The following is a 24,098-nucleotide window of genomic DNA, read 5'->3' as shown; positions in this document are numbered from 1 at the left end:
ACCCGAAGCCATCTCGCATCATCGTGCTGTTCCCTTCCCCTGACAGTGGAGTGTCTTGTGCAGCCCAACCCCGCGCACGGAACTCACCCACTAACCTCAATGCCCTCTGCCCGTCCTCTGTCAAGGACATCAAGAAGAACCGCACACTGCTTCTCGGTAGGAAGCTTCGCAGGGATTTGCATGGCAATCTTGAGAATCCCAACTTCCTTAGGCGTGAGAAGCTCTCGTTCGAGGAGGGCCTGATGGAGGCGAGCCCACTCGCCTGCGGGAACAGCCAGCACATGCCGCTGCGCTTCGATACCGTTGTCGATCTTCTGCGTTTGCCTCGCAGACCTGACCTCCCTCACCTGATCGTCGAGTGACAAAAGCTGACTATGAAACTCGGGAGGAAGCAGATTATCAACCTCGTCGATCCGAGCCTGAATCCGCGTCCAGCATGCCTCCCTCTTGCACCATTCGGAGATGTTTGAGATGCCTGCCGGAGGCCTGATGATGTCCTCGTTCACGACCGCGGAGACGGCAGCAATGGCACTTTCGAGAACAGAGTTTACGCCCTGTGCATTCCATATTCTCAGAAAGTCCACACAGGCGTTCCTTCGCCTCGCGAGCTCGCTTAGCACGGCCAGCGTATAAGCCACGATATTAGCCCGGTAGCCTCCGTTGTACCAATGCTGTGCAGACACGAGCCTCTCAGTGGCGCGGAAGATCAGTCCACGAGCAACTGCTCGCTTGTAATAGAACTCGTTGAACCCATCGGATGACTTCTCCCACTCGATGCCGATTCGCGCGGCGTAGCGCGCAAAGTTCTTCTGAGAGCCAAGATTGACCCATCTAGGATGATCATCCCAAACATTCTCGAATTTCGCGAGATCCGTCTTGGTGAACATCTGCTGCTTGGGATGCTCGGCCTTGAAGCGACGCTGCTCTGCAGGTGTAAGCTTCGACTGTGAATCGGCGTACTGACCACGTGCACGCTCGTAGAACCAGCGCGTCTCACGCGGGGCTCCCCTCTGGGCCGGCGCCCAGATGCGTCGTGAGAATCCTTCCATCCGCACATGGAATGGATGATTCGAGAAGAAGTCAGCAGCATTCACCCGATTCTGGGTGTTCGCGTACTCTGATATCTTCGGCACGACCATCTCGCTTTGCTGGTTGTCGATGACGGACAGCTTCATCTGAACGAATATCTGGGAAAGGTCCGCCTTGTCCCGCTTTCGCGTATGGAACAGCGATGCAGTGGTCTGCCCACCATTGACGATCTGGAGGTCGACAACCCTTGTGATCGCCAGACTGGAATCCGCTGTCTCGATCTCGACACTCTGCGCAGTGGCCGTGATCCCGTTATTGTAGGCAAAGAACATTCCTGGCTCGTTCAGGATCGTTGCCCGTATTCCTTGGTTTACATTGCCGCGAGCCTGCAGGAATGTCCGGACGTTCTGTTCCAGCAGGCGCGCTCCGAATCGTTCGTACAGCGTCGCCAGCACATCTGCAGGCATGACCATAAGATAGGACTGGTAGGCATCGGTCCCTAGGTGGGCAGGAAGACAGGCAATTCCCTTGCCGAACATTTGCTCGAAGTCGAGATCGAGTGGTTCCTTGTGGCTGCGTGAGGTTCGCTGACGATGAAGTCGTGAGATGTCCCAGATGTGGTGGGTGACCGGAATACCGGCCAGTTCCGTATCGGGAAGCGCCTGGATTCTCTCACTGAGCATGCGCTCGGAGAAGAGAATCAGGTTTACCTGCCGAATGGCATCCTTGCGATCCGCAATCTGTCTGGAAAGACCGTACTCCGGCGAAGTGACTTCCAGTTCTGAGGCCAGGGCTTTGTTAGCACTAGCCTCGAAGAAGTTGGCAACACGCCTAAACGCTGCATCTGCCTCCGTCTTAGTGAGGGATGTCAACTCGTTTCTGGAATCGAAGTCCGCGATGAATAGGTCCAGGACTCCTTCGTCATTGAACCAGTAGCCATCCACGCGCATGCCCCGCTGCGCCCGAAAATGGCAGAGTTCGAAACCCTCCGTAAAGCCTGTTTCGACGAGTTCAGAAGCGACTGTTTCCATAAACTCATCAAGCTGAAATATGCGATTTGCTTCGGCACCGGCCAACAGTTCCTGCCGAAAGTCGTGGAAGAACTCCTCGGCGCTCATCCCCATTTAAAGCCCACGAAAATATCTGTCTGATCACATGAGAACGGTGCAATAGCTTCTAGCATGAGATCGTATGACAAATTGGCGACCCCCTGTGGTAGCTCCGAACGTATCAGTCGCGGGAAGGCATCGGTCACGCGGTATCCCTGAAGTCCACTCACGACAAAGCGTGGAACATCATATTCAGCGAGTGGCGCATAACTCATGCTCGCCAGCTTATCTGCGAACTGTTCGATTGCCTCGGCGTCCATCAGCTCACTTTCGATTAGTGCGACGAGCCCGTTCAACGACAGTGCGTCTTGGGCATCAGGCATATCGCTGAGGAGCTGCGTCAGCAAGAACAGCTCATCGACAAGTGATTCAAGCTGATCTTCGGACGAGATACGGACGGTGCTGCGCTCTCGGCCTGAAAGCGATTTAACTTCTATGGCTCGGTTGCCAAAAACAAAGTCTTGATGGGAAGCGTCCGGTCCGCACCAAGCATCAACAGCTGCAGCCTGCGTGAGCGTGCCCTGATAGAGCATACGCAGGATATGCAACTCCCCGAAAAGACCACGAACCTCCTCGGATGAGAGCAGCCGGGCATTCCGACCAGCCAGAAACGCCTTCCATCGTTTCAAATGCGCGAGGGTGAGAGCAAGCGCCGTCGAGGAGTCGGCGATATCTTTCAAACCTCCAATAAGCGTTTCACAGAGGCCAAGGAAAAGATCACTGTCTATATGGCGGGCGAGCCTGAGGACGATTCGCTGCCGTTCGGAGGTGCCACCGTTACGGAGATCGATGGCGATCCCGTGAAGCGAAACTGGGTCACGTCGAAATTGAACGGTGTGGTCGCCATCCAGCTCCATGATTAACAGGCAATGCGCCGTGGAGTCACGTCCCCAGTAGATAGGAATGCCGGTAGTTCCGGCTACCCGAAGAACGCTCAAGTCAGTCGAGGGGATAGGAATGCTGTCCCACGGCACGAATTTACTCATCGTCATAATCCTCATCGACGTCAGGGTCGTCGTCGAGCGATCCGTACATTTGCTCCATCCAGACCTTGTTCGCGATAACTTCGATCTCGACGCCGTACAAGCCATCAGGGTAGCTCAGCCCCCATGCAGGAACCCGGAAACCTGCCAGTTCCGCCTTATCCGTTGGCTCCAGAACATGAAGCATGAGCAGGGGCTTGTCGCGCACTACCCGATAATGAATATCCGATGGCCTCTTCGACTTGCTCTTCGTATCCTCCGCTGCCAGCTTTTCGGCAGCTGCAATCTGTTCCGGGGTGAGGCCGAGTTTCTCGTCACCCCGACTGGCAACGCGATAGCCTGAAACGCGCCATTTATCAGGCGTCGCGTCTTCAGCCGTCCGCTCCTGCGTCCCGAGGCGAAATCTATCAGAATCGAACGGCCCCTTGGAGATCAAGAGAACGTCACCTTTCGGATACTGCGCCGAAATGGCCCGTAGATACTCCACCGCTGATATCTTCCTCTGCCTTGCATCTTTATGCGATTTGAAACGAAGAAGGAACTCGTCAATCTTCTCGACATCCACATCCGGGATGAAAAATCCCTTCTGTTTCGTGTCTTCAATCGCACCACCGAAGCCATCCCGCCAGTACTCCTCGATCAGCACTTCGTTTTCGGCATTTGTATCTGGACTGAGGGGAAGGTCGTAGCTCTCGACAAGGAGACCCGTAAAATTCTGGTTGAGGACTACCTTCTCACCGCTACGCATCTTATTGGCCGCCGTGACGAGGAGACTGTCGGGATGGGATTTTACGTAAAGCCCAAAATCTCTCGGACTCATATCAGCCTGACGCATCCTGGTAATTTGTTGTCGAAGTTCGTCCGACGCGAGCGCAATATGCTTGTACCAGTTGATTGAGTCGTTGGGCAGCCAGACACGGCAGACATCCTCGTAGCCCGGCCGATAGCCGAACCATCGCCCCATCTGCATTAACGTGTCATACATCTTTGTATTGCGGTACATGTAGCTGATCGTCAACCCTTCGATGGTGAGGCCGCGCGACAGACTAAGACCGCCGATAGCGATCGCGGTCAGGCCAATGCCCTCCTTTTCATACTTTGCGAAATCCAGAACTTCGTCGCTTTTGCTGTTCACCACATAGGTCCGCAAGTTCTCGAAAACACCCCAGAGCGCGGCTCTCACCTCATCCCAACCGTAATGCCGCTCACCGAACTCATTTTCTGCAAACTCGGCATCGAACTCCGCCCGCAGTCGCGCCATGTGTTCATTTTTCGAGGAAGTAGCTTCCGGCATCATGTAATTGGCCTTCACCGCCTCGCGTATACGATCCAAGCGCAGCCCTATGAAGCTTCTAACCTCTTTCTGTACGGACACAAAGCGCGATACGTTTATCAGCATGGAGCAGTGCTTACCCGTCTGACCTCTGAGATTACGAATGGCACGTGCAACAATGAACTGATCGATAGCTCTGTAAAGACTGGGAGGCAGTTCTGCTACAGGGGAGCCATTTTTATGCGACAGGGGCAGAAATTCTTCGGAATCCGCGATCTTCCGAAGGATGGCATTGCTGCTTTCATCGTTCAGAAAAACCTTTTCGGGTCCGAAATAGGTTGTCGGCGCATCCAGCGAATGAACGAAGTCTTTGGGAAATAGCTCTTCGTAGGCCTCCTTATCGAAGGCGTCGGGATCGATAAATATGTTTGCGAATGGAGTGGCGGTGTATCCGATGTAGCAGTTCTTGGTGAAGAGACGCAGTATCTTCCTTATCCACGAATTGGTCGCCGTCGGATTTATGTCTGGCTTATTCGTGTTGATCGACGCATTGTCCGCCTCGTCATCGATGACCAGCATGGGAACATCGGCGATGCGGTCTCTTCCTGCCGCATTCAGTTCGCGCAGCCAGACGTGCAAAGCCTCAAGCGTCTTCACGTTTTTCTTGATGACGATAATGACGGGCTTCTTGAAATCGTTTAGCTGTGCGCCGCTTCTGTCTGCTGTCTGCTTGTTGAAATCCGAGATGATGTTTGTAAGCGTCACCGGATTAGGGTAGGTCCTGTCCAGTCCGACCCCGATACTCACACGATCCGCCGGATCGCTGGAACGCCCAACAAATCCTTCATCAACGCGTTGTTGTGTCTGCTTGCGAAGATTGTTGTGAATGCCGGCAATGACGATGATAAATTTATACCCGGCGTCAGCAGCTTTCGCGATCACCCCCATGTAATTGGCAGTTTTCCCGGACTGAACGTGACCAATGACAAGCCCGCGGCGGCTCCATGCGCCATCACTCGTTGGATCCTGGAGTAGTCCTAGAATTTTTGAACCGTCGCCGTTAAGGAGGGTGTTCACGACCGTCGGCTTCCAGCCCTGACTGCGGAGATATCCTCCGTAGGCATCCGCATACGTCGTACCGATTTCACGCTTGTGAATCCAATCCTCGTCGTGAGCGGCGTCAACATCGACCAAAGAGACGCCTGCATTCATGCGCGAGGGAATCGTTGTCTCCGCTTCGGCGATGATGCTTCGAAGATCACCGGCGAACCCTAGAAGGGGGGAAAGAACAGCAGCCTTGGCCGCGATCTCTTCGCGCGACGGAAGACTGTCCTGACCGTCGAATGCTCCAATCAATGCCGCCAGCACGACTTTTTCTTTGTCACTTTGTGCGCTCATGCGAATCCCTTTTGAATGTATTCCTCGACGATTTCGCTGTGAGCGTCAAATAATCGAGTCGATCTGACAATATCCCTGAATGCTTCCGCATTGCCTGGTAGGTCTCCCCAAAGCGCACGTTTTAGATCATATAGGCGATCCCGCACCTCTTGAGTTGCCGGCGCTTGAATCACTTCACGAGGATTGGTCGAATAATCTGAATACACCATTTCGACCGGCAGAGATGCTGAGGTTGCTTCAATAAGAAGGTCGAGATGCCGGATGCCTTCTCCGTCGAGCCGGTCCCGCAGTCGCTGCACAAGCGGATGAGAGCCGTTCAAAGCATATCTGATCCTAGTCTGATCAGCGTATCGCTCCCACAGTGGGGCGCTGACTTCCTGAAACAGCCTCTGTCCACGCCCCCGATGTACCGTCATGCTGCGGGTGGTGATCTTGCTAATGATCTGGCGCAGACGCTCACGCACCGCATGTGGCGGACGAGCACGCGACTTCTTGATGTCGATGGTCCATGCTTCGTCCAGACTGTTGGGGAAGTCGATCTGCACTCGCGCCAGCTTGGTGGCCTCACCCTTCGGCACTAGTCGGAACCAATCTCCCCACGCCATCAGGCGCCCGTTCCGATAGACATAACCTCCCTGGTTGGAGATAAAGTCGCTGCGATTTTGGTAGTAGTCGTACTCGACCACGGAGAGACGGCTGTGATGTGGCAACACATAGGGCTGCAGGCGCACCTCGGCATCACCGATGCGAACGATTTCCTCCGGAAGGACCTGGGTAGCCGGATTTTTTCTGCAGAAGGGATCGAATGCGGCAATGGGATGACCGTTGATAGTGAGCGAGATTTTGGAATGTCCCTTGACCTCGCCCGAAAGAAAACGATGAAAGACGAGGGACAGGTGCCGCCCCACCGCCTCAAGCTTCTCGTTCACGATTTCCTGTCGACGATCCCCTGCCTCGTCTTCCAACAACCGGTCAAGTTCTCGCCAGATGACGGCAGTCCCTTGCTTGCCAAGGCGATCGACATAAGGCAATACCTGGATATCGACCTCATCGAGAAGACTCAGGATCCAGTCGTCTGCAGCATCGATGCGATCCAGGTTCCATTCGGCGCCACAGATGGGGCCATCCTTCGTACTCACCACTGTCAGGGAACGACACTGAGAGAACGACGCCGTCTTTAGCCCCAGACCAAAGCGCCCGAGGTCCTTTGGCGAACGGTGCTTTCTGGGATTGTCGGTCCCGTGACGCATTGCAGCCAGCAGTTCACCTTCCGTCATTCCCTTGCCGTCGTCGAGAATGACGACAAGAGGATGCTCGCTGGAGACGTCGCAGATGATGTCGATCAAGTCCGCGCCAGCGGAAATGCTGTTGTCAATCAGGTCCGCAATGGCAGTTTCGAGCGAATACCCGAGATCCCTCATCGACGCAGAAAGGCAAGCCGCGCTTGGTGGATGCCTATGTTCCCGTGCCATCAATATTCCCCTCGTGATTTCTCGCGAATCATCTGCATGCTAAGCTTCTGAACATTGTCTTGCAGAACGCCTCCACCCAATCAGATTGGCTGGCAGATGTGGGAAGTGGCAGCTTCTGCGAACGTTCAAGTGGAATGCATCCAAGGCCATGCGCGTCCCTACCACTCCTCAGCGCAGCCGCATGATGTCGAGCATTCGCGGAAAGGACACTTGGCCGGAACGAACTCTTCGCTCCCTTCTTTTCGCCAGGGGATTCCGATATCGACTTCATGTCAGAAAGCTGCCGGGCTCCCCAGACCTCGTGTTCCCGAAGCACCGGGCGGTGGTTTTCGTTCACGGCTGCTTCTGGCATCGACATGAAGGTTGTCGCTACGCCACCACGCCCCGGACCAACATGGAGTTCTGGCAACAGAAGTTCCTGGGCAATGTCGATCGCGACAAGCGGCACGTGGAGGCGCTTCGGGGCCTCGGGTGGCGGGTGGCCACCGTTTGGGAGTGCGCGCTGAAGCATTCGATCGAGGACACTGTTCGGTCGGTTCAGGAGTGGTTGCATGGCAATGACGAAGCTCTCGTAATCGGTCAGTCCGCCTCGGCAAGCAACGGAACCTGAACCTGCTTAGAAATGCTGCGGCGTACGCTTTCCATCGGTTTGCTGTGTGTTTGGTCACCGACTTGCCTGCGCTTCTTCCTGTTTGTTTCGTTCAGCAGGCTACGCACGATTTTGGCCAGTTTGTACGCCAGCAGCGGAGGAACGGCATTTCCGACTTGAGTGTATTGCTCCGTGCGGTTGCCCGCGAAGAAATAGTTGTCGGGGAAAGTCTGCAGCCGTGCTGCCTCCCGAACCGTGAGACTCCTGCACTGCGAAGGGTCGTAGTGGATATAGTAGTGACCATCCTTAGCAATATGCGCCACAACCGTCGTGGCTGGCTCGTTCTTGCATTGAACACGAAATCGGTCCCTGAACGGAATAGTCTCGGATTCGCTTTTGACGCGCGCATTGATGTGGTCGGGCAACAGTTTCGGGGGGAAAATATCCAGCCGAGGAAAATACCCGTACGAATGCGCAAAAGTGGCCGAAAATAGGTAGCGTGCCAAATCGGAGGCCATGTGTGCACGCGCCTCATGCTGGCAAACACCGCCGAGACTTCGATCGTGCAGCCACTGTTGAAGCTCCGTGGGTTTCTTCGGCCTTTTGTAATTTCGTGGAATGAATACCCCTCCGGTCGTGGTACTAGTTGCAGCTGCAGCAAAGGTCCGCGTCGCTTCAATCATGGCGGACTCGATTCCTGTTTTCCATCCCTTGATATACGCAGGGGTAGCCTGAACAGCCTTGCGCCACGCTTCCAGCGAATCCCCCTTGGACAATCTGCTTCGAATCCTTGGAAGCTCGTCGATTGCCTGCCTGACAGTTACAGGCTTTGATATGGGCACTAGCAACTGTTGCGGTGGTATCCCCGCCCCCTTCCTTACGCCGAGCAGTATCACTCGGTGCCTACTCTGCGGTATCCCATAGTCTTCGGAATGGATAATGTAGTCTGAGGGTTCCAACGATTCGCCATTCCCCTTCTTGGTGAAAGATCGGATTTCATACTCCAGTCCCTCGGCAGGTGACGACAGGTCGGCAATGATCCTCTCGAACATTGGGTCACCAGAGTGCTTCGACGAGAGCAGACCTTTGACATTCTCCATCACGAAGATCGTGGGCCGATGCACTCGGATGATTCGCAAGTACTCCCTGTAAAGAAGGTGCTTCTCGTCTTTGTGAAAGTTCTTGTCATTGGCACGCCGAGAGCGGCCCGCCAAGGAGTAAGCTTGGCAAGGTGGGCCACCAATCAGCACCCAATTCTGCTGTCCATTCAGTGCTGCTTGGATTTCCCCATCTATATTGGATTCATCCGACTTGCCAAGCTCCAGACACCTCGCTTCTTTGGCGGCATGCGCGAAAGCGCTGGCCACCGCAGGTATCTCGCGAAACGCAGTTTCGTCAATTTCACCTCGTATATAGCTGTAGTAATGCCTGACACTTTTGGTTCCACGTAGACGCCGGAACACGGCCCTGAGCGTCAGTGTTCTATGTGCGACAGCATCCTTTTCAATGGAGAGTCCGATCTCAAAAAATGGCTGATGTTTGTTGCCTTTCAGTGAGGCAAATCCCTCTCCTAGTCCTCCCGGACCTGCAAAAAGATCAATTATTGGAACTGGCATTCGTTGCCTTCTTGATATTTGGAATGATTGAGGAATCAGTACTCATGGCTTGAGTACCAGCAGACCGTCATTCGATTTAGAAACCCAGGGACGGTCACTGCCCGTTGGCAGTGCGACCGGGTCGAGCTTGGCAGCCCAGGGTAGCGCCTGCTCACGACCAAGATGAAGGCACAGACGCACGGTCTTGACACTTTTGCAGCATTGCAGAAGTCCACGCAGCACATCCGCACGCAGGTTGTGAGTGTCTTCGACGAATTCGCGAGCCTCCTGCAACGGCTGACGCACACCAACATCGCTAAGCAATTCCAGCAACGCGCGCTCCGGTGTCGAAACCTGCGGCGCCTCATTACGCCTTTCGAATGGACAAACATGCAGCAAGGCATCTGGGCGCTCGTCAAACAATCGCTTGCGGTGATACTCAGCCGGAAAGCGTTCTACGAACCATTCTGGCAAACGCCCGGCAGCCCAGCCATATAGGTGTATAAGTGGCGGCTGCGACATATATCGGCGCAAGCCATGCCATTCCAGCGCAGACTTGCCCCCCACGTGCAAGCCCTCTAACCTGCGCTCCAACAGCGATAGGCTAGGATTGAGAGCTAACTCGTCATTGGACCGGTAAAACACACCACGCGTCAGCCGTGTAAGCCAGCCGGCACGCACGTAATGCACCGCCAAATCCGCCGAGATGCCCAGAGCCGCCAAGTCTTCCGAAGTCAGCGGTGTTCCAGGTGCCGGATGCGCATGGAGCGCGTTTAGCTTACTTAGTCGGGTCGTGGCCATACTACGATTGATACATCTTTTCCAAATAGGTGTCAATTTAATTTTATAGGCTCAATCGTAGCAAGCTACGACTCGGAGGATTTTCCCAAGCCCCTAGCCTTGTAAAGGGTTTACAAGTTTGCGCGAGTAGAAGTGCTGCACTTACCCTTCCGCCCTCGAAAGCCACGATCCCCTGCCATGAACACCTCCAACATGTACGGGATCAGCGTTATGGCATCGACCGCCTCGCCATAAGTCTGTGCGTGCAACGCGGCGTAGCGGTCTAGGTCAGCCTTTAGGCTGGCCGGGCACGCGAAGGTCAGCTTAATGCTCTCGGTCTTAGGCAGAGGCCCAAGCCGCAGTTTGCGCGTCGTGCTCATTGCGAAGTCCCCCGATTGAAGAACAGCGGTTGGTACGGTCGCAGTACCAAGTCGCGGTTGACGATGATGCGAACCGGCAGGCCCGGCCTCTCGGTCAAGGTGGGCTGGATGTTGAGGTTGCGCCGGGTCATCTCTTGGCCGACCTGATTAATGCTGTCCTGCGCGCTGTCGCGCCCGGCGATAACGACGCGATCGCCGTTCTGGCGGTTCTCTGGTGCAGCCAGTTCGGCGCCGACGCCCAGCAGCGTCGTCAGTGCGGCGCCGGCAAAGATGCGATCCCAATGCCAATCGACGCCATCCTCCAGGCCGGCATAGCCGGCCGGGTCCGTGCCGGCCAGGTTGTCCAGTGTGAGCGAAGACGTGTCCGGCAGAATGACGCGGTTCCACACCACCTGAACGCGGCTCTGTCCGTAGGCGACCTGGCTGTTGTATTTGCCGAAGATGCGCGATCCCTGCGGGATCAGCAGATAGCGGCCGGTCGCGGTGTCGTACACCGGCTCCGTCACCGTGGCGATCACATCGCCAGGCAAATCCGACTTGATGCCCGTCACCAGCGCACCGGCGATCACCGTTCCGGCCATGACCTGATACGGCGAAGCCGGCAGGGTCAGGTTGCCGGAATTACGGGTTTCCGTAGTTCCGGCTTTCTGGAACGCCTCTTTCTGGTCTTGGCGGTTCTGCACGGCAGTCGGGTCGGCGGGCTGGGCCGCCGTCGAGGCCGGCCCAGCGGCCTGCGGATCGAAGCCGGTTAAGCCAGATGTCGGGCCGGCGGCGGCCACCTGCGTCGGCGCCGTAGCGGCGCGCTGGTTGCTGGAGCGGAAGAACACTGACGATCCCGCTGCCGCTTCAGCCTCCTTGCGCCGCGCGTCACGCTCTGCGGCGCCGGGGTCCTGGCCGGGCGGCGAGTAGCGGGCCACCGCCTGCTGCTGAGACTTCACGATGGCCGGCCCCAGGTCGCCGGGCAACGGCGGCCCCAACTCTGGCACCTTGGCCGGTAGCTTGGAGTAATCAGTGGGAAGCTGGTCCAGTCCTTCGGAGCGCGAGACGCGATCGACGTTGTAAAGCTCGGCCGGCTCGTTGCCGCCGCGCCGATGCGTCGGCTGCAATGACCACATCGTTGCGCCCAGCACGGCCACGCCGAGGCCGCCGGTCAGCAGCGCCAGCGTTCGCCGATTCAAGCGTGTCACCGGGCGCGGCTGAGCCCGCAGCGCCACGTTCTCGGGCGCGACCTTCGGCGCGGTGTCGGGAATCGGCACATCCGGGGTTTCGTCCTGGCTCATGGTCATTTCTCCCGCGTGCCATCCGCGCGCTCAATGCGCACCACGTCGCCCTTGTCCCCGCCCAGGCGAAGTTCGGCCGCGCCGAACAGCCGATCCACGATGTAGTACGGTGAGCGGAAGCGGTAGTTCACCAGTTGTCCGTCGCCCTGCGCGCCGATCACGAACAAGGGCGGCAACTCGCCCTGCGCGATGCCTGCCGGGAACTGGATATAAACCTTCTCGCCGTCGTCGAAAGCGCGCAATGGCTTCCACGGTGGATTGCTGCCGCTGACCGCGTAGCGGAAGCGGATCTTCTCCAGCGACAAGCCCGTATCGACCGGCGCGGTCGCCTGTGCGGCCTGCGACTGGCGCTGCAAGGCCAACATCCGGTCTTTCGGATAGTCCCAAGACACCGATGCCATCCACGCTTTTTCCGTCGAGGTCAGTTCCAGCAGGTATGTCCTGCGGTTCGTGGTGACGACCAGATTCGTCTTGAGGCCCGACCGGGTGGGCTTCACCAGCACGTTGACGCGCAGCTCGGCGCCGGCGCCGCTGGACGTATCGCCAACAATCCAACGCACCGTGTCGCCGGCGGCGACCGTCACCAGTTCCTCGCCCGGCTGTAGGGACACGACGGTGACGCGCCCCGGCGCGGCGTAGACCTGATACAGCGCGCCATCGGTGAAAGGCCACACCTGAATCGCGTTGACGTAGCCCTCGCGAGTCGGCGCGATGCGCGCCTCGGCGTTGGCACGCGAGACGCGCACGGTTTCGTCGGCCGGCTCGGGCGCGGGCTTGGCTTCGTCCACGTCAGGCATCGGCTTCATCTGCGCCGGCATCGGCAGCACCTTCGGCACCTCCACCACTTCTACGGGCTTCGGTGGTTCGGGCAACGGCTGCGCCAGCACCGGCTCATCGAGCGAGATGCGCGGCGGTGGCTTGCCCTGCGAGGCGCAGCCCAGCAGTGACGACGTGGAGGCCGCCAAAGTCAGCGCAAAAGCATAAAAGCGGAAAGACGGGTTCATGGCTCGGCTCCTTCGGACGCATCGAGTTCGCGGCTCCACGACAAGCCGTTGACGTAGATGCCCAGCGGGTTCTTGCGCAGGCGTTGCTCGGTGCGCGGGGTTTGCAGGACGATGGAAATCACGGCGTTCCAGCGTTGGGTGCCGGCCGATGCGCCGTTGATGAAGCGCTGTTCCGTCCAGCGAACGTTGAATGACGAATCGCTGGCGCGAACGACGCTGGTGATCTGCACCGTCACCGACTCCTTGCCGACGCGCGCAAACGGATCGCTCGTGCGTGCGTAGTCGTTGAGCACGGCCGCGCCGCGGTCGGTGGTGTAGTCGTAGGCATCGAGCCAGTTTTGCCGCACGACGATGGGGTCGATCGACAGCGAGCGCACCAGCGTGATGAAGTGCGCGAGGTGGAAAGCGATCTGTGCATCGGCCGGCCGATACGGCGTGGCGGCTTCGCCGATTGCGCGCACCTGGCCGATCTTGTCCACTTCCACCACGTAAGGCGTGACGATGGACTGCGCTGAGCGCCAGACCAAGCCACCAGCCATCAGCAGCGCGAGCACCAGGCAGCCGAAGGCCATCAGCCGCCAGTTCTTCGCCTGCACGCGAGCCAAGCCAATGCGCTCGTCCCAGACTTGCGCGGCAGCTTGATACGGGGTGGCAGGCTGCGGAGTATCGGCGTAGCGCACCTGCGGTCGCTTGAATCGCATGGCTTGTTCTCCTCAAGAATCGGAATTGCCTAGGCTTGGGCCTTGCGCCGAGCCGCCGCCGTCCCCGCCGCGCAGCGTGTGCGCGACGGTGGTAGCGGCATGGCTGATCTGCTGGCGGCGATGCAGGCGCTTGGCCCAAGCGGGTTGCTGTTGGTTGGCGCTATTGGCCGGGGCTTCGCCTCCGGCGGACGAGCCCGACGCAGCGGCGCTGCCCCCTGCGTCGCCAGCACCAGCTGCTGGCCCGGCGTCGTCCGAACGGAAGGCGGCGGCTGCGCGCTGCCCGAACGAGCGCACTCCGGCGGTGGCCTTCTGGCCAACTGCCTGCGCGCCGGTCGTGGCGACATTGCCCAAACCCGCCATTGCGCCTCTGGCGCCACCGCCGGCAGCGGTCGAGCCCGCCTGAAACGCCGACCTTGCGCTGCTGGCGGTCGAGGTAGCCGCGCGGGCGCCGCTACCGATGGCGCTTGCAGCCGCTGGTGCCATGCGCGCTCCGACGGCCACCGCACCACCGACGCCGGTGGCGGCGGCGCCGACCGCGACAGCGGCTCCTGCCGCACCCAAGGCTGCGCCAGCCATCGCACCCGCACCGAGTTGCGGCCCGCCAGAGATCAGTCCCGTGGCGATGCCTGGCCCAAAGATGCCAAGCGCCAGCAAGGCGAGCGAGGCCAGCATCACCACTAGCGCGTGGTCGATGGAAGGTTCGTTCGGTGTGACCTGGAATTCAGCGAACAGACCCGTACCGATGCCGACGATGACGGCCAGCACCAGCACCTTGACGCCCGACGAGATCACATTGCCGAGCACCTTCTCGGCGAGAAACGCCGTCTTGTTCCAAAGTGCAAATGGCACCAGCACGAAGCCGGCGAGCGTGGTCAGCTTGAACTCGATAAGCGTGATGAAGAGCTGCACCGACAGCACGAAGAAGCAAATGATGACGGTGAACCATGCAAGGAACATCACGGCGATAGGCGTCAGGTTGACGAACACCTCGGGAAACCCGGCCATGTCGCTGATCTGGTCGAGGATCGGTGCCGCCGCGTCGAGGCCAGTCTTGGCAAGATGACCGGGTTGCAGGAACGTTTGCATGCTCACGGTCGAGCCGCTGGCCGTCAGGCCGAGGCCAGCGAAGGAGCGGAATACGATGCTCGCCAGCCAGTTGAAGTTATTGAGGATATAAGCGAAGGCACCGACGTAGAGCACCTTGCGGATCAGCTTGGCAATCACGTCATCGCCCTGACCTGTGGCATGACTGAGCGCCCAGTACAGCCCGGCGAGCGTCATGTCGATGGCGACCAGTGTGGCCGTCAGGTAAGCGACTTCGCCGCGCATCATGCCAAAGCCGGAGTCGATGTAGGTCGAGAAGACGTTGAGGAAGCGGTCGATGATGGCGACGTCGTTCATGGCCGTGCCTCCACGGGGTCATCGAAGCTGTCGGGAATCGGCGGCAGATCGGCGAGCGTCTGGTATTCGCCCGGCCCGGCCTGCCCGGAAAGGAAGCGCCGCAGATCGGCTTGAGTGACTCGCGCGCAGAACGCACCGTCATGCTCGGAGCGGCCGCACTCCGCGCGCAGCGCATGCAGCTGCGCCGGATCGGCGGCCAGCGCTTCCACGGATAGCGCCTGCGGCCGGTCGCAGCCGGCCAGCAGGCACGCGAAGGCGAACATGGCGGTCGCGCGTGTCATGGCCCTGCCCGTTAGTCGTTGTAGAAGTTCACGGACTGCGGCGTGTACGCCGTACCGCTGCCGAGGAAGCGCCGTGTCACTTCGCGTCCGCGTTCGACGGCGGCGGCTTGCCGCGCCAGTTCCAGCGCCGTCGCGCGGCCCTGGGTAAGCTGGAGCTGCTGCGCCTGGATGGATTGCTTCGCCTGCAAGGCGAGCAACTGGTTGGTCGCTTGCTGGGCCTGCAAGGCGCCGGTGGCCGATTGGCTCTGGCCGACCAGATCCGTCAGAACGCTTTTGTCTTCGGTCAGGTTCTGCGATACCTGCGCCTGCATCTGCATTGCGGTCTGCAAGCCGCCCAGCGTGTTACGCCAACGCTGTTGTGCGTCCTGGTACATCTGATTGCCGCTCACGGTCGCGGCGTATTGCTCCGGGTACAGGCGCGCGAACTCCTGATCCATGCTCTGCACCTCGAACGCCAACCCCTGCGCCTGCGCGATCAACCGATCGGTGGTGGCGAGCGTCGAATGCAGCCGGTTGACCACGTTGAATGGCAGGCTCGCCAGGTTGCGTCCCTGATTGACGAGCATTTGTGCTTCGTTCTGTAGCTGGTTGATCTGGTTCTCGATCATTTCCATCGTGCGGATCGCTGTCAGCGTGTTCTGCACGAGATTGGTCGGGTCGATGACCGTGATGGCGGACGCCGGCTGGGCGAGCATGAGCGAGCCGGACAGCGCGATGGCGAGAGAAACGGAAAGCAGGCGAGTCTTCATGGCGAAACCTCCGGTGGTTGAGAAGTGAGGAAGGACGCGGCGGACGGTGCAGACGGCAGTAGGTCGGCTGCCCAATCGAGGCCGCTATGGCGCAGCCAGCCGCCGGCAAAGCCCGGCGCGCCGACCTGCGCAAGAACGCGGTCTATGTCGCGCTGGTCTTGCGGCGTGGACGCGCCCGCGAAGGCCAGCGCCGCCGGCCCCAGGTCGAGGTCGAACAGGCGGTTGCCGAGGCGGGATTGGTAGTAGTAGTCGCGCTTGGGTTGCGCGGTGGCGACAATCTCGATTTGTCGGCTGCTGAGACCGAAACCGTCATAGATTGGGCGAATCTGCGGTTCCGTCGCCTGCGGGTTGGGCAAGAAAATGCGGACGGCGCAGCTTTCGATGACGGCCGGCGCGATAGACGATTCTTTGATGTCAGCCAACGATTGCGTGTCGAAAACGACGGAGACCTGTTTTTTCCGCAAGGTCTTCAGCCACTGCCGAAGCCGTGCCGAGAACACCGGGTCATCCAGAAACATCCATGCCTCACTGAGGAAAAGCATGGTTGGGGAGCCATCGAATCGTTCTTCCAGGCGCGCAAACAAGTAGCTCAGCACGGCCAGAACGACGGCCTTGCTGTGCATCAGCTCTTCCATCTCGAAGCACTGCACGTCGGCCATTCCGAGCCAGTCGTGATCGGCGTCGAGCAACTTGCCGTGTGCGCCGCCGAGCACATAGGGCGACAGGGCCTGGCGCAGCGCGTTGGATTGCAGCAGTACGGAGAACCCGGTCAGCGTCCGTTGCTCCACCGGCGCCCCGGCGAGGCTCCCAAGCGCCGACCAGATCGCCGCCTTCTCGTCGGGGCCGACGATCACGCCTTCATGCAGCAGCCGGCCTTCCATCCATTCGGCCGCCCAAGTGCGGTAGCTTTCTTGGTCGATGCGCGCGAGCGGCTGGAATGCGATGCCGCCATCGGCCCCGAGGTCATAGTGCTCACCGCCCAGGCCCAGGATGGCGGCGCGCAAAGAGCGGCCTATATCGAAAGCGAAGATGCGCGATCCAGGGTAGCGACGGAACTGCATCGCCAAGGTCGCCACCAGCACCGACTTTCCCATACCGGTTGGGCCGACAATCATCGTGTGCCCTACATCGCCAATGTGCGTCACCAGCCGGAACGGCGTCGAACCATCCGTGCGGGTGACGATCAGCGGCGGGCCGTTGAGATGGTCGTTCCTCTCCGGCCCGGCCCACACCGCGGACAGCGGCATCATGTGCGCCAGGTTCAACGTGGAAACGATGGGCTGGCGCACGTTCGCATAGGCGTTGCCGGGGATGGACGACAGCCAGGCATCGACAGCGTTGAGCGTTTCGGGGATAGTGACGAACCCGCGTCCTTGGATGACGCGCTCCACCATGCGCAGCTTTTCGTCCGCCACGCCGGCATCCGTGTCCATCACGGTGACGGTGGCCGTCAGGTAGCCGAAGGCGACTTGGTCGCTGCCCAGCTCCTGCAAGGCGGCATCAGCGTCGGTCGCCTTGTTGCTGGCGTCGGTATCAACCAGCGGCGACTCTTGCTGGAAGATCGTTTCGCGCAGCAGCGCGACGACATTCTTGCGCTTGGCAAACCATTGGCGGCGTAGGCGGCCCAGCTCCTTTTCTGCTTCGGCTTTGTCCATGCAGACAAAGCGCGTACTCCAGCGGTAGCCGAAGCCCAGGCGGTTGAGGTCGTCCAGAATCCCCGGCCAGGTCGAAGTCGGGAAACCTCGCACCGACACCACGCGCAGGTGCTGGTCGCCCAGCGTGGGCGCCAGGCCGCCGACCAGTGCGCAGTCAGCCAGCAGCGCGTCGATGTGGAACGGCACTTCGGGCACCGCCAGCCGGTAGCGGCGCGTCGAAACCGTAGCGTGCAGGTAGGTCAGCGTCTGGGCGTCATCAAGCCACGCTATTTCCGGCATCACGCCGTCGAGCAGGTCGAACACGCGATCGGTTTCCGCCACGAAGGCATCGAGCCGGCCGCGCCAGTCCACGCCGTCGCCAGGCGCGTTCTCGTAGAGCAGCTTGGCCGCGCGGGCGCGCGATTCCTCGGGCGGCAGGTACGCGAGCGTCAGGTGATAGCCACTCTCGAAGTGATGCCCCGACTCCTCGAAGGCGGCACGGCGTTCCTCATCGACCAGCCAGGACAGTGGCTCGGGGAAGTCGGAATGCGGATAGTCCGCCGCCGGCCGGCGCTCGGCCTCGATGAACAAGGCCCAGCCCGACCCCAGGCGGCGCAGCGCGTTGTTGAGCCGCGCCGACGTGGCGACCAGCTCGCCTTGCGTAGCGCTGTCCAAGTCCGGCCCGCGAAAGCGCGCCGTGCGCTGGAAACTGCCGTCCTTGTTCAAGACGACGCCCGGCGCGATCAGTCCGGCCCAGGGCAGCCAGTCGGCCAGCAGCGCGGGCCGCTGGCGGTATTCGGCAAGGTTCAGCATGGCATCCCCCTCACACGTCCAGCAGCGGCTTGTGCTTGATGTGCCGGGCGAAGACCTGCATGAACTGCGGATCGACGCGAGCGCCCCAGACGGCCAGCGAATGGCCGACGATCCAGAGCACGACACCGGGAATCCACAGTTGCAAGCCCAGCCCGACGGCGGCGGCGGCCAGCGTGCCGTTCGCAATGGCGACCGTTCGCGGCGCACCGCCCATGAGGATGGGTTCGGTCAGTGAGCGATGCAGCGGCACCTCGAAGCCCGGCAGGTCATTGACCGTACTCATACGACGGCCCCGCCGGAGAACGAGAAGAACGACAGGAAGAAGCTCGACGCCGCGAAAGCGATGGTCAAACCGAACACGATCTGGATGAGCTTGCGGAAACCGCCGCTCGTGTCGCCGAAGGCCAACGCCAGGCCGGTGGCGATGATGATGATGACCGCGACGATGCGCGCGACCGGCCCCTGGATGGATTCGAGGATGGAGGTCAGCGGGCCTTCCCAGGGCATCGACGAACCGGCGGCCCGCGCCGTGCCAGCCGTCGTCAGCATCACGGCGGCGAGAAGCAAGCCGTGGTGCGCGGGGCCGGCCAGGCGCCGCAGGCGAGCGAGGATCGAGGCCGGCTTTACGGAAATACGGAAAGCATGGGCGTGCATCTGTGTCATGGCAGTTCTCCAAGGTGGTCAGGGGATGGGGGAGAAAGCGGCAGCGCTGGAAGCGGTGGCTCCAGCGCATCCGCGAGGCGATAGCCCACGTCGTCGAAGCCAAGGACGCGGGCAATGCTCTCGATGCGGCGGCGCCGACCACGGCCGGCGATGTGGATGACGACGTTGACGGCCTCGGCGACGAGCGCCCGCGGCGGATTCACGGCCACTTCGAGAATCAGTTGCTCCAGGCGCAGCAGCGCGCCCAGCGCGGAGCCGGCATGGATGGTGGCGATGCCGCCGGGATGACCTGTGCCCCACACCTTGATGAGATCCAACGCCTCGCCGCCGCGCACCTCGCCGACGATCACGCGATCGGGGCGCAGCCGCATCGTGGCGCGTACCAGCTCCTGCATCGACACGACGCCGGCACGGGTGCGCAGCGGTACGTGGTCGCGCGCCGTGCATTGCAGTTCGATGGTGTCTTCGAGCACCAACACGCGGTCGCCCGTGGCGGCGATTTCGGCGAGCAAGGCATTGGCGAGCGTGGTTTTACCGCTGCTGGTGGCGCCTGCGATCAGGATGTTTTTTCGCTCGCGTACGGCGCGCACCAAGAAGTCCGCCTGGGCGCGGGTCATCATCCCGTCGATGACGTAACGATCCAGCGGGATCACGCCGATGGCGCGTTTGCGCAGGGCGAAGGCCGGCCCCGGCGCGGCGGGCGGCAGGATGCCCTCGAAGCGTTCGCCGGTTTCGGGCAACTCGGCCGACAGCAGCGGCTGGCCGCGATGGACTTCCGCGCCGACATGGGCTGCGACCAGCCGGATGATGCGTTCGCCGTCGGCCTCGGACAGTTCAACCCCCATCGGCGCGCGGCCGGTGGAAAGCCGGTCCACCCAAAGGGTGCGATCCGGGTTGAGCATCACTTCCACCACGTCTGGGTCTTCGAGCGCGGCAGCGATCAGCGGCCCCATCGCCGTGCGCAGCATCTGGATGCGGCGATCCATCGACGCCGCAGCGGACGAACGCAGCTCGTGCGGGAGTTGTCCACCTGTGGAGATGTTGGCGCTCATGACGCACGCTCCCGCGCAGCGTCCGGTGCCTCCGCGTCCTCCATGCGCATCGGGTCGGGATGCAGTTCCTCCACCACGTCGCGCACCAAGCTGCGCCCACGCAGCAGGTGGCGGCCAAGCTGCTCGGTGAACTGCTCAAAGCGTGCCTTGCCCTGAGCACGGGCGGCGTCTTGATGGACCTCGGGAATCGGCGTGCTGACGGTGAGGTAGTAGCGGATGAACAGCGCCAGCGTTTCGATGGCGATGTTCTGATCGCGCTCCAGCCGTTCGGCCTGGCGTGACAGCCGATCCAACCGCTTGGCAATGGCCGCCTCGCGCTGGTCAGCCGTGTCGGGCGACAGCCAGGACGCCAGCGCCGCCGCGACGATGGAGGACTTGGACACGCCTTTCTTGGCGGCCAGCTCTTCCAGGCGCTTGGCGTGCTCGTGCTGGATGAACAGATTGAGGCGGTATTGGCTCATAGGTCGATTCCGTCGTTGGGGTCGAGGGAAGCCAGCCGGGCCGTGCGCTGCATGGATGGATCGAACTGGCGAGGAAGGGGAAGTGGGAAGTCGTCGTCATCGAGCAGCGACAAGTCGCTGGCCGATGGCTCCATGTCCGGATGGAATTCGGCAACTTCGGAAAGCTCGGGCTGGCGGCGGGGCCCGCCGTCATCGGCCGAAATGGCGAAGCCTTCGGCCGCATGGGTTGTGGGTGCTGCCGGCACGGCGGGAATCGCCAGGCCGCTCCAGTCATCAGGCCGCGATGGCGGCGCGTCGGCGTATTGCCCGTCCACCAGCACAGGTGGTGGCAACACGCGGCGCTTGAAATTGGCGTCGGCGTAGTAGCGCAACTTCTTGGCTTTGATCGGTGCCACGCTGGAGACCATCACCACGGCCTCGTCCGGTGGCAGTTGCATCACCTCACCGGGCGTCAACAGTGGCCGCGCGGTTTCTTGGCGCGACACCATGAGGTGCCCGAGCCAGGGCGCCAGCCGATGGCCCGCGTAGTTGCGCTGCGCGCGCAATTCGGTTGCAGTGCCCAGCGTCTCGGAGATGCGCTTGGCGGTGCGCTCGTCGTTGGTGGCGAACGTCACGCGCACATGACAGTTGTCCAGGATCGAATGGTTCTGGCCGTAGGCTTTGTCGATCTGGTTGAGCGACTGCGCGATGAGGAAGCTGCGGATGCCATAGCCGGCCATGAACGCCAGGGCCGTCTCGAAGAAATCAAGCCTGCCCAGCGCCGGGAACTCGTCGAGCATTAGCAGCAGCTTGTGGCGCCGTGCGATGCCGTCCGAGCCGTCGAGCGATTCAGTGAGGCGTCGCCCGATCTGGTTCAAGATCAGTCGAATGAGGGGCTTGGTGCGGCTAATGTCCGAGGGCGGCACCACCAGGTACAGCGACACCGGATGCTCGGAAGCAATCAGGTCGGCGATGCGCCAGTCGCAGCGTGACGTGACTTCGGCCACCGTGGGGTCGCGGTACAGACCGAGGAAGGACATGGCCGTGGACAGCACGCCGGAACGCTCGTTGTCGCTCTTGTTGAGCACTTCGCGCGCGGCCGATGCAACGACCGGATGCGGACCACCACCATCCCCGTTCACCAAGTGTGGCGTGGTCATCATCCGGTGCAAGGTCAGCTCGAACGGGCTGGCCGGATCAGACAGAAAGTTGGCGACGCCGCGCAGCGTCTTGTCCTCTCCCGCGTAGAGCACGTGCAGGATGGCGCCGACCAGCAGTGCATGGCTGGTCTTCTCCCAATGGTTGCGGCGCTCCAGCGCGCCTTCTGGATCGACCAGGATGTCGGCAATGTTCTGCACGTCGCGCACTTCATGCGCGCCGCGCCGGACCTCCAGCAGCGGGTTGTAGGCGGCCGACTTCGCATCGGTGGGGTTGAACAGCAGGCAGTGCGAGAAGCGCGAGCGCCAGCCGGCGGTGATCTGCCAGTTCTCGCCCTTGATGTCATGGATGACGGCGGACGCCGGCCAGGACAGCAGCGTCGGCACCACCAGGCCCACGCCCTTGCCCGAGCGCGTGGGGGCGAAGGTCAGGACGTGTTCCGGGCCTTCGTGCCGCAGGTACTGATCATCGTGCCGACCGAGGAATACGCCGGCGGGCTGGGTGAGCCCTGCGTCGCGAATATCGGCCGCATCAGCCCAGCGTGCCGAACCATAGGTGGTGACCAGTTTCGACTGCCGCGAACGCCACACCGACATGGCGATGGCGACCACCACGGCGGCCAGTCCGCTGCCGCCTGCGATCAGGCCGCCGGTGTCGAAGATGCGCGGCGCATAGGCGTCGAAGAAAAACCACCACTCGAACAACCGCCAGGGGTGATAGACCGGCGTGCCGAAGATATCGAACCAGGGCGAGCCAAGGCGTAGCTGGTAGCCCAGGGCGGCGGCTGTCCATTGCGTGGCACTCCACACGCCGGCAATCACGATACCGAAGACGACACCGATTTGCCCGAACAGTACCCCTTGACCTTGCATGCCGACCGCTCCCTTCTCCCGCAAAATGAAGCCCAAGAAAAGCAGCACAAAGACGTGCCGCAGTCGTCAGGTTCGGTGCGGGATCAAGGCTGGTCAAAGGCCGTTGTGGCGGGAATTAAGGCAGAAAAAGCCAGACTTCTTGCGGTGGCGAAACGCATAAAAATGCCGCAGGCACGAGCGTGCTGCGGCGTGATAAGCAAATCGGTGATAAGTCCGTCGCGGCTGGGCGACAGAAGACGTTCGGCGAACTATTTGGTGTGCTGTTCGGGTCGGTCGCCGAAGAAGCGTCGTTTGGCAGCTTCAGCCGCGCGAAGGCATAGCTCGTCCGAGACCTTTGAGCGATCTTCACGGCACAGGCGCTGGATTTCTTTGATGCGCTCGGGATGGGCGGTCAGAAACTCCACCGTGTCATTGACGGGCGACGGTCCGCAGGCCGACAGCAAGCCGGCCAGGGCGAGTGCACAACTGGTGCGGAAAGCGGTGTTCATCAGGAATCCTCCAATTCATCGGAAGGAGCGTCGCCAGCAGGCACATGCTCTTTGCTGGTATCGGCTTCCAGTCTGCCGACGCGGGCGATAAAACGACTCAGTGCTTCTGACGGATCGCTATCTCGACGCAGAAGGTAGGTGGTGAGCATCGGCGAGCCGCTGGCCAGTGGTCGGGCAACAATGTTGGGCTCGCGACTGGCGGCGATCTGCGAAGCACCGACCAGCGCCAGAGCGAACCCGGCCGCGACCAGCGCCATCATCAAGTCGAAGGACATCACGCGTTCGGCCACTAGTGGGTCCTTGTCCAGCGCACGAAGTACCCGTTCTATCTGATGGTTATAGCCCTCGCAGACCTGAGGGTCTCCCATCACCAGCGGATAGCGCAACACCTCGTCCAAGGGAATGCGCGCGTGCGCCAGCAGGGGATGGCGCGCTGGGATGGCGACCCGCAGTGGATCGCGCCAGGCGGGCTTGGCGAGGATTCCGTCACCTACATCGGCAGACTGTGCAAATCCCACGTCGTACAGATCATCGTGCAGCCCCTTGATCTGCTGGGTGAGCGGGACTTCATCGAAGTGGATAGCTATCTCCGGGTCTTCCTGTCGGCACAGGGCCATGAGAGAGGACAACCGTGCCGGGGCGATGCCGTCGGACAACGCGATACGCAACTGACCGTCATAGCCTGCGGCGGCCGCCCGCACGCTGGCGCGGGCTTGATCCAATGCGGCGAACACGCGTGGCACATGTTCGAGCAACAGTTTGCCAGCCCGGGTCAATCGAGTGCTACGCGTGGTGCGCGCGAACAACGGTGCACCCAGATGCTCTTCCAGCTCTTTGATCGTGCGCGACAGGGGGGACTGGTCTATATGCAACCGTTCGGCGGCACGAGCGAAGTGGAGTTCTTCAGCTACGGCCAGAAAGCATCGAAGATGGCGTAATTCCATTCGACGTAGA

The 24,098-nt window shown here is 60.8% G+C and carries 22 protein-coding genes; 1 reads left to right on the top strand and 21 read right to left on the bottom strand.

Annotation, left to right across the window (positions count from 1 at the left end):
• Positions 1 to 83: 83 nt before the first annotated feature.
• The 4 genes from BLR94_RS11575 to BLR94_RS11560 are packed head-to-tail and all read right to left on the bottom strand — an operon-like array spanning position 84 to position 7,264.
• Positions 84 to 2,153, bottom strand: coding sequence for an AIPR family protein (locus BLR94_RS11575; protein WP_084304904.1), 2,070 nt, complete (start codon positions 2,151 to 2,153; stop codon positions 84 to 86).
• Complete coding sequence (locus BLR94_RS11570) at positions 2,144 to 3,124, bottom strand: PD-(D/E)XK motif protein (protein ID WP_084304903.1); 981 nt, start codon at positions 3,122 to 3,124, stop codon at positions 2,144 to 2,146. Before BLR94_RS11570 ends, BLR94_RS11575 begins: the two co-directional genes overlap by 10 nt.
• The gene (locus tag BLR94_RS11565; RefSeq protein WP_084304902.1) at positions 3,117 to 5,792 is read right to left on the bottom strand and encodes a Z1 domain-containing protein; all 2,676 of its coding nucleotides are present in this window, start codon (positions 5,790 to 5,792) and stop codon (positions 3,117 to 3,119) included. The genes BLR94_RS11570 and BLR94_RS11565 overlap by 8 nt, the downstream gene beginning before the upstream one ends.
• Complete coding sequence (locus tag BLR94_RS11560; protein ID WP_084304901.1) at positions 5,789 to 7,264, bottom strand: ATP-binding protein; 1,476 nt, start codon at positions 7,262 to 7,264, stop codon at positions 5,789 to 5,791. The genes BLR94_RS11565 and BLR94_RS11560 overlap by 4 nt, the downstream gene beginning before the upstream one ends.
• A 148-nt stretch (positions 7,265 to 7,412) precedes the next feature.
• On the opposite strand from BLR94_RS11560, the gene BLR94_RS11555 reads away from it, so the two are divergent.
• On the top strand, positions 7,413 to 7,874 hold the full coding sequence (locus BLR94_RS11555) for a very short patch repair endonuclease (protein ID WP_084304900.1): 462 nt from the start codon (positions 7,413 to 7,415) through the stop codon (positions 7,872 to 7,874).
• Here BLR94_RS11555 and BLR94_RS11550 read toward each other — a convergent pair.
• The 17 genes from BLR94_RS11550 to BLR94_RS11470 form a co-directional block, all read right to left on the bottom strand.
• Positions 7,844 to 9,469, bottom strand: coding sequence for a DNA cytosine methyltransferase (locus BLR94_RS11550; RefSeq protein WP_084304899.1), 1,626 nt, complete (start codon positions 9,467 to 9,469; stop codon positions 7,844 to 7,846). The two genes, BLR94_RS11555 and BLR94_RS11550, sit on opposite strands and share 31 nt — an antisense overlap.
• A 42-nt stretch (positions 9,470 to 9,511) precedes the next feature.
• A complete protein-coding gene (locus BLR94_RS11545; protein WP_084304898.1) occupies positions 9,512 to 10,249 on the bottom strand; it encodes a type IV toxin-antitoxin system AbiEi family antitoxin domain-containing protein in 738 nt (245 codons plus the stop codon).
• A 110-nt stretch (positions 10,250 to 10,359) separates the two neighbouring features.
• A complete protein-coding gene (locus BLR94_RS11540; RefSeq protein WP_084304897.1) occupies positions 10,360 to 10,608 on the bottom strand; it encodes a DUF2274 domain-containing protein in 249 nt (82 codons plus the stop codon).
• Entirely contained in the window at positions 10,605 to 11,189 is a 585-nt protein-coding gene (locus BLR94_RS28385; protein WP_478212339.1) for a TraB/TrbI/VirB10 family type IV secretion system protein, read from the bottom strand. The genes BLR94_RS11540 and BLR94_RS28385 overlap by 4 nt, the downstream gene beginning before the upstream one ends.
• Positions 11,190 to 11,890: 701 nt before the next feature.
• Entirely contained in the window at positions 11,891 to 12,892 is a 1,002-nt protein-coding gene (gene trbG / locus BLR94_RS11530) for a P-type conjugative transfer protein TrbG (RefSeq protein ID WP_084304895.1), read from the bottom strand.
• Positions 12,889 to 13,593, bottom strand: a complete 705-nt coding sequence (gene trbF, locus BLR94_RS11525; protein ID WP_084304894.1) for a conjugal transfer protein TrbF — start codon at positions 13,591 to 13,593, stop codon at positions 12,889 to 12,891. Before trbF ends, trbG begins: the two co-directional genes overlap by 4 nt.
• Before the next feature lie 12 nt (positions 13,594 to 13,605).
• The gene (gene trbL, locus BLR94_RS11520; protein WP_084304893.1) at positions 13,606 to 14,994 is read right to left on the bottom strand and encodes a P-type conjugative transfer protein TrbL; all 1,389 of its coding nucleotides are present in this window, start codon (positions 14,992 to 14,994) and stop codon (positions 13,606 to 13,608) included.
• The gene (locus BLR94_RS11515) at positions 14,991 to 15,275 is read right to left on the bottom strand and encodes an EexN family lipoprotein (RefSeq protein ID WP_084304892.1); all 285 of its coding nucleotides are present in this window, start codon (positions 15,273 to 15,275) and stop codon (positions 14,991 to 14,993) included. The genes trbL and BLR94_RS11515 overlap by 4 nt, the downstream gene beginning before the upstream one ends.
• Before the next feature lie 11 nt (positions 15,276 to 15,286).
• Positions 15,287 to 16,024, bottom strand: coding sequence for a P-type conjugative transfer protein TrbJ (gene trbJ, locus BLR94_RS11510; RefSeq protein ID WP_084304891.1), 738 nt, complete (start codon positions 16,022 to 16,024; stop codon positions 15,287 to 15,289).
• The gene (gene trbE / locus BLR94_RS11505; RefSeq protein ID WP_084304890.1) at positions 16,021 to 18,471 is read right to left on the bottom strand and encodes a conjugal transfer protein TrbE; all 2,451 of its coding nucleotides are present in this window, start codon (positions 18,469 to 18,471) and stop codon (positions 16,021 to 16,023) included. Before trbE ends, trbJ begins: the two co-directional genes overlap by 4 nt.
• A gap of 10 nt (positions 18,472 to 18,481) precedes the next feature.
• Entirely contained in the window at positions 18,482 to 18,754 is a 273-nt protein-coding gene (locus BLR94_RS11500) for a VirB3 family type IV secretion system protein (protein WP_084304889.1), read from the bottom strand.
• Positions 18,751 to 19,134: a TrbC/VirB2 family type IV secretion system protein gene (locus BLR94_RS11495; RefSeq protein WP_084304888.1), complete on the bottom strand. Its 384-nt coding sequence runs from the start codon at positions 19,132 to 19,134 to the stop codon at positions 18,751 to 18,753. The genes BLR94_RS11500 and BLR94_RS11495 overlap by 4 nt, the downstream gene beginning before the upstream one ends.
• A complete protein-coding gene (gene trbB, locus BLR94_RS11490) occupies positions 19,131 to 20,186 on the bottom strand; it encodes a P-type conjugative transfer ATPase TrbB (protein WP_084304887.1) in 1,056 nt (351 codons plus the stop codon). The genes BLR94_RS11495 and trbB overlap by 4 nt, the downstream gene beginning before the upstream one ends.
• The gene (locus BLR94_RS11485) at positions 20,183 to 20,647 is read right to left on the bottom strand and encodes a CopG family transcriptional regulator (protein WP_084304886.1); all 465 of its coding nucleotides are present in this window, start codon (positions 20,645 to 20,647) and stop codon (positions 20,183 to 20,185) included. The genes trbB and BLR94_RS11485 overlap by 4 nt, the downstream gene beginning before the upstream one ends.
• Positions 20,644 to 22,656: a conjugal transfer protein TraG gene (locus BLR94_RS11480; protein WP_084304885.1), complete on the bottom strand. Its 2,013-nt coding sequence runs from the start codon at positions 22,654 to 22,656 to the stop codon at positions 20,644 to 20,646. Before BLR94_RS11480 ends, BLR94_RS11485 begins: the two co-directional genes overlap by 4 nt.
• Before the next feature lie 248 nt (positions 22,657 to 22,904).
• The gene (locus tag BLR94_RS11475) at positions 22,905 to 23,144 is read right to left on the bottom strand and encodes an EexN family lipoprotein (protein WP_084304884.1); all 240 of its coding nucleotides are present in this window, start codon (positions 23,142 to 23,144) and stop codon (positions 22,905 to 22,907) included.
• A complete protein-coding gene (locus BLR94_RS11470; protein WP_084304883.1) occupies positions 23,144 to 24,088 on the bottom strand; it encodes a LysR family transcriptional regulator in 945 nt (314 codons plus the stop codon). The genes BLR94_RS11475 and BLR94_RS11470 overlap by 1 nt, the downstream gene beginning before the upstream one ends.
• Positions 24,089 to 24,098: the final 10 nt, after the last annotated feature.

This window comes from Phytopseudomonas flavescens (assembly GCF_900100535.1).
Classification (GTDB): Bacteria; Pseudomonadota; Gammaproteobacteria; order Pseudomonadales; family Pseudomonadaceae; genus Aquipseudomonas; species Aquipseudomonas flavescens.
Note: the sequence above shows the minus strand (reverse complement) of the source record. Positions and strands in the feature narration are given on the sequence as shown.

What these genes read in the sequence shown, in the direction of transcription:
- BLR94_RS11575 (WP_084304904.1), bottom strand. Translation starts at nt 2,153, where the DNA reads ATGGGGATGAGCGCCGAGGAGTTCTTCCACGACTTTCGGCAGGAACTG.
- BLR94_RS11570 (WP_084304903.1), bottom strand. Translation starts at nt 3,124, where the DNA reads ATGAGTAAATTCGTGCCGTGGGACAGCATTCCTATCCCCTCGACTGAC.
- BLR94_RS11565 (WP_084304902.1), bottom strand. Translation starts at nt 5,792, where the DNA reads ATGAGCGCACAAAGTGACAAAGAAAAAGTCGTGCTGGCGGCATTGATT.
- BLR94_RS11560 (WP_084304901.1), bottom strand. Translation starts at nt 7,264, where the DNA reads ATGGCACGGGAACATAGGCATCCACCAAGCGCGGCTTGCCTTTCTGCG.
- BLR94_RS11555 (WP_084304900.1), top strand. Translation starts at nt 7,413, where the DNA reads ATGCGCGTCCCTACCACTCCTCAGCGCAGCCGCATGATGTCGAGCATT.
- BLR94_RS11550 (WP_084304899.1), bottom strand. Translation starts at nt 9,469, where the DNA reads ATGCCAGTTCCAATAATTGATCTTTTTGCAGGTCCGGGAGGACTAGGA.
- BLR94_RS11545 (WP_084304898.1), bottom strand. Translation starts at nt 10,249, where the DNA reads ATGGCCACGACCCGACTAAGTAAGCTAAACGCGCTCCATGCGCATCCG.
- BLR94_RS11540 (WP_084304897.1), bottom strand. Translation starts at nt 10,608, where the DNA reads ATGAGCACGACGCGCAAACTGCGGCTTGGGCCTCTGCCTAAGACCGAG.
- BLR94_RS28385 (WP_478212339.1), bottom strand. Translation starts at nt 11,189, where the DNA reads ATGGCCGGAACGGTGATCGCCGGTGCGCTGGTGACGGGCATCAAGTCG.
- trbG (WP_084304895.1), bottom strand. Translation starts at nt 12,892, where the DNA reads ATGAACCCGTCTTTCCGCTTTTATGCTTTTGCGCTGACTTTGGCGGCC.
- trbF (WP_084304894.1), bottom strand. Translation starts at nt 13,593, where the DNA reads ATGCGATTCAAGCGACCGCAGGTGCGCTACGCCGATACTCCGCAGCCT.
- trbL (WP_084304893.1), bottom strand. Translation starts at nt 14,994, where the DNA reads ATGAACGACGTCGCCATCATCGACCGCTTCCTCAACGTCTTCTCGACC.
- BLR94_RS11515 (WP_084304892.1), bottom strand. Translation starts at nt 15,275, where the DNA reads ATGACACGCGCGACCGCCATGTTCGCCTTCGCGTGCCTGCTGGCCGGC.
- trbJ (WP_084304891.1), bottom strand. Translation starts at nt 16,024, where the DNA reads ATGAAGACTCGCCTGCTTTCCGTTTCTCTCGCCATCGCGCTGTCCGGC.
- trbE (WP_084304890.1), bottom strand. Translation starts at nt 18,471, where the DNA reads ATGCTGAACCTTGCCGAATACCGCCAGCGGCCCGCGCTGCTGGCCGAC.
- BLR94_RS11500 (WP_084304889.1), bottom strand. Translation starts at nt 18,754, where the DNA reads ATGAGTACGGTCAATGACCTGCCGGGCTTCGAGGTGCCGCTGCATCGC.
- BLR94_RS11495 (WP_084304888.1), bottom strand. Translation starts at nt 19,134, where the DNA reads ATGACACAGATGCACGCCCATGCTTTCCGTATTTCCGTAAAGCCGGCC.
- trbB (WP_084304887.1), bottom strand. Translation starts at nt 20,186, where the DNA reads ATGAGCGCCAACATCTCCACAGGTGGACAACTCCCGCACGAGCTGCGT.
- BLR94_RS11485 (WP_084304886.1), bottom strand. Translation starts at nt 20,647, where the DNA reads ATGAGCCAATACCGCCTCAATCTGTTCATCCAGCACGAGCACGCCAAG.
- BLR94_RS11480 (WP_084304885.1), bottom strand. Translation starts at nt 22,656, where the DNA reads ATGCAAGGTCAAGGGGTACTGTTCGGGCAAATCGGTGTCGTCTTCGGT.
- BLR94_RS11475 (WP_084304884.1), bottom strand. Translation starts at nt 23,144, where the DNA reads ATGAACACCGCTTTCCGCACCAGTTGTGCACTCGCCCTGGCCGGCTTG.
- BLR94_RS11470 (WP_084304883.1), bottom strand. Translation starts at nt 24,088, where the DNA reads ATGGAATTACGCCATCTTCGATGCTTTCTGGCCGTAGCTGAAGAACTC.